Raw genomic sequence first — 8,863 nt, 5'->3', positions numbered from 1 at the left:
GTAGAGGAGCGTTCTGTAAGCCTGTGAAGGTCAGTTGAGAAGCTGGCTGGAGGTATCAGAAGTGCGAATGCTGACATGAGTAACGACAATGCGAGTGAAAAACTCGCACGCCGAAAGACCAAGGGTTCCTGCGCAACGTTAATCGACGCAGGGTGAGTCGGTCCCTAAGGCGAGGCTGAAGAGCGTAGTCGATGGGAAACGGGTTAATATTCCCGTACTTCTAGTTACTGCGATGGGGGGACGGAGAAGGCTAGGCCAGCAAGGCGTTGGTTGTCCTTGTTTAAGGTGGTAGGCAGAGATCTTAGGTAAATCCGGGATCTTAATGCCGAGAGCTGATGACGAGCTTTCTTTTAGAAAGCGAAGTGGTTGATGCCATGCTTCCAGGAAAAGCCTCTAAGCTTCAGGTAACTAGGAACCGTACCCCAAACCGACACAGGTGGTTGGGTAGAGAATACCAAGGCGCTTGAGAGAACTCGGGTGAAGGAACTAGGCAAAATGGCACCGTAACTTCGGGAGAAGGTGCGCCGGTGAGGGTGAAGTATTTACTACGTAAGCCCATGCCGGTCGAAGATACCAGGCCGCTGCGACTGTTTATTAAAAACACAGCACTCTGCAAACACGAAAGTGGACGTATAGGGTGTGACGCCTGCCCGGTGCCGGAAGGTTAATTGATGGGGTTAGCGCAAGCGAAGCTCTTGATCGAAGCCCCGGTAAACGGCGGCCGTAACTATAACGGTCCTAAGGTAGCGAAATTCCTTGTCGGGTAAGTTCCGACCTGCACGAATGGCGTAACGATGGCGGCGCTGTCTCCACCCGAGACTCAGTGAAATTGAAATCGCTGTGAAGATGCAGTGTATCCGCGGCTAGACGGAAAGACCCCGTGAACCTTTACTATAGCTTTGCACTGGACTTTGAATTTGCTTGTGTAGGATAGGTGGGAGGCTTTGAAGCGTGGACGCCAGTTCGCGTGGAGCCATCCTTGAAATACCACCCTGGCAACTTTGAGGTTCTAACTCTGGTCCGTTATCCGGATCGAGGACAGTGTATGGTGGGTAGTTTGACTGGGGCGGTCTCCTCCTAAAGAGTAACGGAGGAGTACGAAGGTGCGCTCAGACCGGTCGGAAATCGGTCGTAGAGTATAAAGGCAAAAGCGCGCTTGACTGCGAGACAGACACGTCGAGCAGGTACGAAAGTAGGTCTTAGTGATCCGGTGGTTCTGTATGGAAGGGCCATCGCTCAACGGATAAAAGGTACTCCGGGGATAACAGGCTGATACCGCCCAAGAGTTCATATCGACGGCGGTGTTTGGCACCTCGATGTCGGCTCATCACATCCTGGGGCTGAAGCCGGTCCCAAGGGTATGGCTGTTCGCCATTTAAAGTGGTACGCGAGCTGGGTTTAGAACGTCGTGAGACAGTTCGGTCCCTATCTGCCGTGGACGTTTGAGATTTGAGAGGGGCTGCTCCTAGTACGAGAGGACCGGAGTGGACGAACCTCTGGTGTTCCGGTTGTCACGCCAGTGGCATTGCCGGGTAGCTACGTTCGGAAGAGATAACCGCTGAAAGCATCTAAGCGGGAAACTTGCCTCAAGATGAGATCTCACTGGAGCCTTGAGCTCCCTGAAGGGCCGTCGAAGACTACGACGTTGATAGGTTGGGTGTGTAAGCGCTGTGAGGCGTTGAGCTAACCAATACTAATTGCCCGTGAGGCTTGACCATATAACACCCAAACAATTTGGCTGTTAGACGGTAAGTCGACAGTAAAGCCGAAAATCTGCACGAACACGCAATACCGATTCAATCACATACCCAATTGGCTGCAGCGGCTAAACCCCGAGGCAGCAACTGAATTGCTTGACGACCATAGAGCGTTGGAACCACCTGATCCCATCCCGAACTCAGTAGTGAAACGACGCATCGCCGATGGTAGTGTGGGGTTTCCCCATGTGAGAGTAGGTCATCGTCAAGCTCCTTTCCCAAACCCCCGATCCGCGCAAGCGGGTCGGGGGTTTGCTTTTGGGCTCTGGAAAACCGTAGCAGGCACTTAGGCTTGAGATGTGTCGGGTGCTTGAGATCCGGCTGTCGAACGGCTGGGGTTGGAGGCAGGAATAGACAGTGCCTCAGCAGAAGGGCCGTGTGCGGCTGTATCCAAGTCCAAGCTATTGCTTCAGATAGCACCAGTGATCGTGTCGGAAGCCCGCCAGCGGACGGCTGCGTTGCTACTGGTGAATCATCAGGGGGAGAGGTTGCGCAAGGTGTGCTTGAGATGCAGCTTGTTGAGCAGCTCGATAGGGCGGGGGCAAAAAGCAGTCTTTGGTGGTCAACACATCCCTGACAGAGCGGTTTTCGGCTACCGCTAGGCAGCCCGTTGTCGGAGTGATGCGGCGTGATCAAGTTGTAACGGCGCATCGGATAGTGGCTGATGCCCCGTTGAGCCTCCAAGCCGTGGTAATCCGTTGCTGGTACCCATTTCGATTTTAGAATGCGGAACAGGCGCGCCTAGGGAGTTCACGGTTCAGCCGGTTGTGCATCTGGTGTTCATTTATACGCATGTGAGCCAGGCTGGCTTCTACCAGCCTCAGCTCACGTGTCAGCCGACGCACCCGATAACGACCAATCGTTACGCGATCCTCGCGCCACATAGTCGGGATTGAGCCGACCGACTATTCACGACACAGGTTGTCCTGCCCATCTCGTTCAGCGGTTAGGGCCGCCATTGCAAGCTGTACGAGGCCGGCAACGGTCAGGAGCAGCTCGTCCATCTCTTATCACTATTCTCGCTGCCCCGATTCGAGCATGGTTTCCGGGCGAACCCATTGATCGAATTCTTCGCTGCTCAGGTAGCCGAGCTCCATGGACGCTTCACGCAGTGTGGTGCCTTGCGCATAGGCTTTCTTGGCTATCTCCGCTGCTCGGTCGTAGCCAATATGCGGGTTCAATGCGGTAACCAGCATGAGCCCTCGCTCCAGATGCTCCGCCATGCGTGCCGGGTCCGGTTCTAGCCCCGCAATGCAGTGAGTGTTGAAATTGCGACACCCGTCCGACAGAAGCTGAATGGATTGAAGCAGGTTGTGAATGATCACCGGCTTGAACACGTTCAGCTGCAAGTGCCCTTGGCTAGCGGCAAAGCTGATCGTCATATCGTTACCCATCACCTGACAAGCAAGCATCGACAACGCTTCGCACTGAGTCGGGTTCACTTTGCCCGGCATGATCGAACTCCCAGGCTCGTTGGCTGGTAACCGCACCTCGGCAAAACCTCCGCGCGGACCTGAGCCAAGCAGACGAAGATCATTGGCCAGCTTCATCAAGGCTACAGCCAGGGTCTTCAAGGCGCCGGACAGTGCTACCAGCGGCTCATGCCCCGCCAAAGCAGCAAATTTATTCGGTGCAGATACAAACGGAAGCCCCGAAAGCGCTGCAAGCTCGGCTGCAATTGCTTCGGCGAACCCGTGCGGCGAGTTCAGGCCCGTTCCTACCGCAGTGCCGCCCTGCGCTAGCTCGTACACCGCCGGTAAGGTGTGACGAATCGTGCGCTCGGCAATGTCCAGCTGGGCGACGAAGGCTGACATCTCTTGGCCGAAAGTGATCGGAGTGGCATCCATCATATGCGTGCGTCCGGTCTTGATCAGCTTGCCATGTCGGACGGAGAGCTCTGCGAGGCCGCCTGAGAGCTCTGCAAGCGCGGGAAGCAGCTTGGCATGGACCGCTTTGGCTGCAGCGATGTGCATTGCGGTCGGGAAACAGTCGTTGGAGCTTTGAGCGCGGTTCACATGATCATTGGGATGCACGGGAGACTTGCCCCCGCGTGTGCCGCCAGCGAGCTCGTTGGCGCGCCCCGCGATGACTTCGTTGACATTCATATTGCTCTGCGTACCGCTCCCGGTTTGCCAGACCACCAGCGGGAACTGATCGTCGTGCTGCCCATGCAGAATCTCGTCTGCGGCTTGTTCTATCAGGCGAGCCACATCGGGCGGTAGGTCACCAATCCGATCATTCACTCGCGCTGCGGCTTTCTTGATCAGGGCCAGTGCGTGTAGCACCTCGATCGGCATGCGCTCCGTGCCGATTTCGAAGTTGCTCAGCGAACGTTGGGTCTGGGCACCCCAGTAAGCCTGATCCGGTACTTCGACTGGTCCCAGGCTGTCGGTTTCTGTACGCGTCATGAAATGCTCCTGCTCGATAGTACTGGTTAGGGTGCCTTGCGGTGTCCGCGGTTCCCCTAACCTTGCCGCTCGTGGCTTGAGGCATTGGAACTCCCGGCGCAGAATGTGTCCATTGAAGGCTACCTATAGCCTGCCCAAGGGATGTCCAATGCCAACGTTTCGTACCCAGGCCTTGCGCTCTGCAATGCTGTTTGTCTGTATCAGTTCATCGGCCATGGCCGATAGCGCGAGCCATGCCGGGAGCGCAGAGCGTTTCCTGCAGCTAGCCAACGCGGACCGGCTCGCCGTACCCGTCTATGCCCAAGTGCAGCAGATGTTTGCGCAACGCTTTGCCGAGGCGCAGGGCTCTGGCAGCAAGAAGGCGATGCTCGAGCGCTATCAGGCTCAGGCCAATACGGCGCTGGACAAGGCCATAGGCTGGGACAAGTTGAAGCCCGATCTGGTCGCCCTGTACACCAGCCAGTTTTCCGAAACCGAACTGAATCAGCTGATCGATTTCTACCAATCCCCGCTGGGCAAGAAGATGCTGACCAAGCTGCCGGAACTCAATGCACGCTCAGCTCAGCTTACCCAGGTCAAGCTGGAAGGTGCTGTACCGGAAGTGAACAAGTTGCTGGCTGACATGACGGCCGAGCTCGAAAAACAGAAGCCTTGAGAGACCCAGGTAAATGCGCAAGATCGATTCGATTCAGAATGCCCTGCAAGCCCTGCAGCCAGAACATCTCGAAGTCCTCGATGAGAGTCACATGCACAGTCGGGGGCAGGAGACTCACTACAAGGCTGTGATCGTCAGCCAGCAGTTCGCTGGTCTGAACTCAGTCAAACGCCATCAACGGGCCTACGCAGCGATGGGTGATCTGATGCGTGAGGTGCATGCGTTGGCATTGCACACCTACACGCCTGATGAGTGGGCGCAACAGCGCGCGGCTCCGGCGTCGCCGGTCTGCGCTGGGGGGCATAAGTAGACGCGCTCGCGCAGGACCGCCCAGGCGTTCTTTGTTAGACTTTCGCTCGCGCCGGCCCACGCCGGCGTTTTCGTTTGTATCCGGTCCACCCTTTACGTGGGTGACCACTGGTGGAAGTACTCATGACCCAAAGAATCGTTGTGGCCGCGTTGTACAAGTTCGTATCGCTGCCGGATTACGTTGCGTTGCGCGAGCCTTTGCTCGAAGCACTCCTTCTGCACGGCATCAAGGGAACGCTGTTGCTCGCGGAAGAAGGCATCAATGGCACGGTTTCCGGGACGCGCGAGGCCATCGACGCGCTGCTGGACTGGTTCCGTCGCGATGACCGTCTGGCCGATATCGATCACAAGGAATCGTACTGCGACGAGCAGCCGTTCTATCGCACCAAGGTCAAGCTGAAGAAAGAGATCGTCACGCTCGGCGTCGATGGCGTCGATCCCAACAAGCAGGTCGGCACTTACGTGGAACCGCGAGACTGGAACGAGCTTATCGCCGATCCCGAAGTGCTTCTCATCGATACGCGAAATGACTACGAGGTAGCGATCGGCACATTCGAGGGCGCGGTCGACCCCAAGACCAAGTCGTTCCGCGAGTTTCCCGAGTACATCAAGGCCCACTACGATCCGGCGAAGCACAAGAAGGTCGCGATGTTCTGCACCGGCGGCATTCGTTGCGAAAAGGCGTCGAGTTACATGCTCGGCGAGGGCTTCGAAGAGGTCTATCACCTCAAGGGCGGCATTCTCAAATACCTGGAAGAGGTACCCGAGGCACAAAGCCGCTGGCGGGGTGACTGCTTCGTGTTCGATAACCGGGTAACGGTACGCCATGACCTCAGCGTCGGCGAGTTCGACCTCTGCCACGCCTGCCGCGCTCCGCTATCCGTGGAAGATCGGCAATCGGAGCACTACGCTCCGGGAATCAGCTGTCCGCACTGCTGGAATTCGTTAAGCGAGAAAACGCGCGCCGGCGCCCGCGAGCGGCAGAAGCAGATCGAACTGGCGCGCCAGCGCAACCAGCCGCATCCCATCGGCCGCGACCCGCGCGAACTGGATCGCTGAGCGTTGGCCGCCGCGCCAGCCCGTCACGCAGTAGTGGAGTAACGAAGTGGCCCGACTGATCTATGTGATGGACCCGATGTGCTCCTGGTGCTGGGGTTTTGCGCCGGTGATGACGGCGTTAGCCGGGCAAGCGGAGGAGCAGGGCGTATCGCTTGAGCTGCGGGTCGGTGGCCTGCGGCGTGAACGCGTCGTGATGGATCAGGCCGGGCGACAGCGCACATTGTCCTACTGGCAAGCCGTGCATTCGGCGACGGGGCAGGCTTTCAACCTGGAGCAGGGTCTGCCTGAAGCGCTGGTCTACGACACCGAACCAGCCTGCAGAGCCCTCGTTGCGGCTCGTGGCCTTGACGAGGCTCGTATCTGGTCGCTGTCGTTACTGATCCAACAGGCGTTCTATGAGCACGGGCGTGATGTGACCCAACCATCAGTGCTCGTCGACCTGGCTGAAGCCGCCGGCTTTTCGCGCAGCGAATTCGCCGAGCGGTATGACGACCCTGCCACCAAAGCGGCTACCGCGGCTGACTTCATCTGGGTGGAGAATCTGGGCATCGCGGGGTTCCCCACATTGTTGGCTGAACACGAAGGACAACTGGCACTGGTTACCAATGGCTATCAACCTTTGCCTGCGCTGGCACCGCTATTGGCGCGTTGGCTGGAGCGCAACGCCCATGGCTGACCAACTCAGCTGGGCGGAAATCCGCAGGCTCGCGCTGCATCACCGCAAGGCGCTGATTCTGGCGAATCTGGTCGCGGTGCTGGCGACGCTCTGCAGCGTACCGATTCCCTTGCTACTGCCGTTGCTGGTCGACGAAGTGTTGCTAGGTGCCGGTGATACTGCACTGCAGGTGATGGATCGCTTCCTGCCTGCCAGTTGGGAAAGTGCGGCGGGCTATATCGGGCTGATGCTGGGTATAACACTGGTCTTGCGAGCCTCGGCACTGGTGTTCAACGTGCTTCAGGCGCGCCTGTTTGCGCGGCTGTCGAAAGACATCGTGTACCGCATTCGCGTGCGGTTGATCGAGCGCCTCAAGCGCATCGCCCTCGCCGAGTACGAAAGCCTTGGCGGCGGTACGGTGGCAGCGCATCTGGTCACCGATCTGGAGACCATCGACAAGTTCATCGGCGACACGCTAAGCCGTCTGCTGGTTGCCGTGCTGTCGATCATCGGAACGGCGGCCATTCTGGTGTGGATGCACTGGCAACTCGCACTGCTGATCCTCCTGTTTAATCCGCTGGTGATCTTCGCCACGGTGCAATTGGGCAAGCGCGTAAAACACCTGAAGAAGCTGGAGAACGACAGTACCTCGCGCTTCACCCAGGCGCTGACTGAGACCCTCGACGCGATCCAGGAGGTGCGTGCGGGCAATCGGCAAGGCTTTTTCCTCGGGCGCCTGGGGTTGCGCGCGCGCGAAGTGCGGGACTATGCAGTTGCCTCGCAGTGGAAGACCGACGCGTCCAACCGTGCCAGCGGCTTGCTGTTCCAGTTTGGTATCGACGTATTCCGTGCCGCAGCGATGCTGACCGTGCTGTTCTCAGATCTGTCGATCGGCCAGATGCTCGCGGTGTTCAGCTACCTCTGGTTCATGATCGGCCCTGTGGAGCAATTGTTGAGTCTGCAGTACGCCTTCTACGCTGCCGGTGGTGCGCTGGGCCGGATCAACCAACTGCTGGCGCGGGCAGACGAGCCGCAATATCCCGGTGGGCGGGATCCCTTTGCTGGCCAGACAACGGTTGCAATCGAGGTGCGAGGCTTGCAGTTCGCCTATCAGGACGAACCGGTGCTCGAAGGGCTCGATCTCAGTATTGCACCGGGGGAGAAGGTTGCCATCGTCGGGGCCAGTGGCGGAGGCAAGAGCACCCTGGTGCAGTTGCTGCTGGGTCTGTATCAACCGCAGGCCGGTCAGATCCGTTTTGGTGGCGTGCCACTCGAGGAAATCGGACTGAGCACCGTCCGCGACAACGTGGCGGTGGTACTGCAGCATCCGGCGCTGTTCAACGATAGCGTGCGAGCCAACCTGATGATGGGCCGCGAGCGGGAGGACGATGCCTGCTGGCGAGCGTTGGAAATCGCCCAGCTCGCCGATACGATCCGCCAGTTGCCGAACGGGCTGGACAGCATCGTCGGGCGTTCCGGTGTGCGTCTGTCCGGCGGGCAGCGGCAACGGCTGGCTGTGGCACGCATGATTCTCGCCGAGCCGAAAGTGGTCATTCTCGATGAAGCCACCTCGGCGCTCGATGCGGCGACCGAGTATGCGCTGCATCAGGGACTCAACCGCTTCCTCCAGGGGCGCACGACGCTGATCATTGCCCACCGATTGTCAGCGGTAAAACAGGCTGATCGTGTACTCGTTTTCGATGGCGGCCGCATCGCCGAAGACGGTGACCACCAGCAACTCATTGCCGAAGGCGGACTCTACGCGCGCCTCTACGGGCACCTGCAGCACTAGGGCGGGTGCACCAGCGAGGGCTTCGGCGCGGTTTCGCCGGTTCGGCCGGGCCCATTCAGGCGCGCTTGGCCATCGGCGGTCCGGCTCAAAGCATTCCGCGATGGCTTCTGCAAATTCCCCTCTCTAGAAAGTCTCAGCCTACCGCCAGTCTTAAGGCGCCAAAATATCCTGTCTGGATGCTCAACTATTAGTAATCTCTGCCGACTTCCCGTTGTGCCCCTTTTTGCG

General features: G+C 58.5%; 6 protein-coding genes and 2 rRNA genes (1 of these 8 cut by a window edge). 7 read left to right on the top strand and 1 reads right to left on the bottom strand.

Features of this window, described 5'->3' with window-relative positions:
* Both PSEST_RS13095 and rrf read left to right on the top strand, forming a co-directional pair.
* A 23S ribosomal RNA gene (locus PSEST_RS13095) occupies window positions 1-1,718 on the top strand; it begins 1,172 nt to the left of the window's first position.
* A 134-nt stretch (window positions 1,719-1,852) separates the two neighbouring features.
* A 5S ribosomal RNA gene (rrf, locus tag PSEST_RS13090) occupies window positions 1,853-1,968 on the top strand.
* Between the two features lie 802 nt (window positions 1,969-2,770).
* On the opposite strand, the gene PSEST_RS13085 is transcribed toward rrf, so the two are convergent.
* Complete coding sequence (locus tag PSEST_RS13085; RefSeq protein WP_015277452.1) at window positions 2,771-4,165, bottom strand: class II fumarate hydratase; 1,395 nt, start codon at window positions 4,163-4,165, stop codon at window positions 2,771-2,773.
* Between the two features lie 148 nt (window positions 4,166-4,313).
* On the opposite strand from PSEST_RS13085, the gene PSEST_RS13080 reads away from it, so the two are divergent.
* From PSEST_RS13080 to PSEST_RS13060, 5 genes are all read left to right on the top strand, one after another.
* Complete coding sequence (locus tag PSEST_RS13080) at window positions 4,314-4,820, top strand: DUF2059 domain-containing protein (protein ID WP_015277451.1); 507 nt, start codon at window positions 4,314-4,316, stop codon at window positions 4,818-4,820.
* 13 nt (window positions 4,821-4,833) lie between these two features.
* A complete protein-coding gene (locus PSEST_RS13075) occupies window positions 4,834-5,130 on the top strand; it encodes a BolA family protein (RefSeq protein ID WP_015277450.1) in 297 nt (98 codons plus the stop codon).
* 122 nt (window positions 5,131-5,252) lie between these two features.
* Window positions 5,253-6,188: a rhodanese-related sulfurtransferase gene (locus tag PSEST_RS13070; protein WP_015277449.1), complete on the top strand. Its 936-nt coding sequence runs from the start codon at window positions 5,253-5,255 to the stop codon at window positions 6,186-6,188.
* Window positions 6,189-6,234: 46 nt separating this feature from the next.
* On the top strand, window positions 6,235-6,864 hold the full coding sequence (locus PSEST_RS13065) for a DsbA family protein (protein ID WP_015277448.1): 630 nt from the start codon (window positions 6,235-6,237) through the stop codon (window positions 6,862-6,864).
* Complete coding sequence (locus tag PSEST_RS13060) at window positions 6,857-8,635, top strand: ABC transporter ATP-binding protein (RefSeq protein WP_015277447.1); 1,779 nt, start codon at window positions 6,857-6,859, stop codon at window positions 8,633-8,635. The genes PSEST_RS13065 and PSEST_RS13060 overlap by 8 nt, the downstream gene beginning before the upstream one ends.
* Window positions 8,636-8,863: the final 228 nt, after the last annotated feature.

The sequence above is a fragment of the Stutzerimonas stutzeri RCH2 genome (genome assembly GCF_000327065.1).
In the GTDB taxonomy this organism is placed as follows: domain Bacteria; phylum Pseudomonadota; class Gammaproteobacteria; order Pseudomonadales; family Pseudomonadaceae; genus Stutzerimonas; species Stutzerimonas stutzeri_AE.
This window is presented reverse-complemented; position numbering and strand designations above follow the sequence as displayed.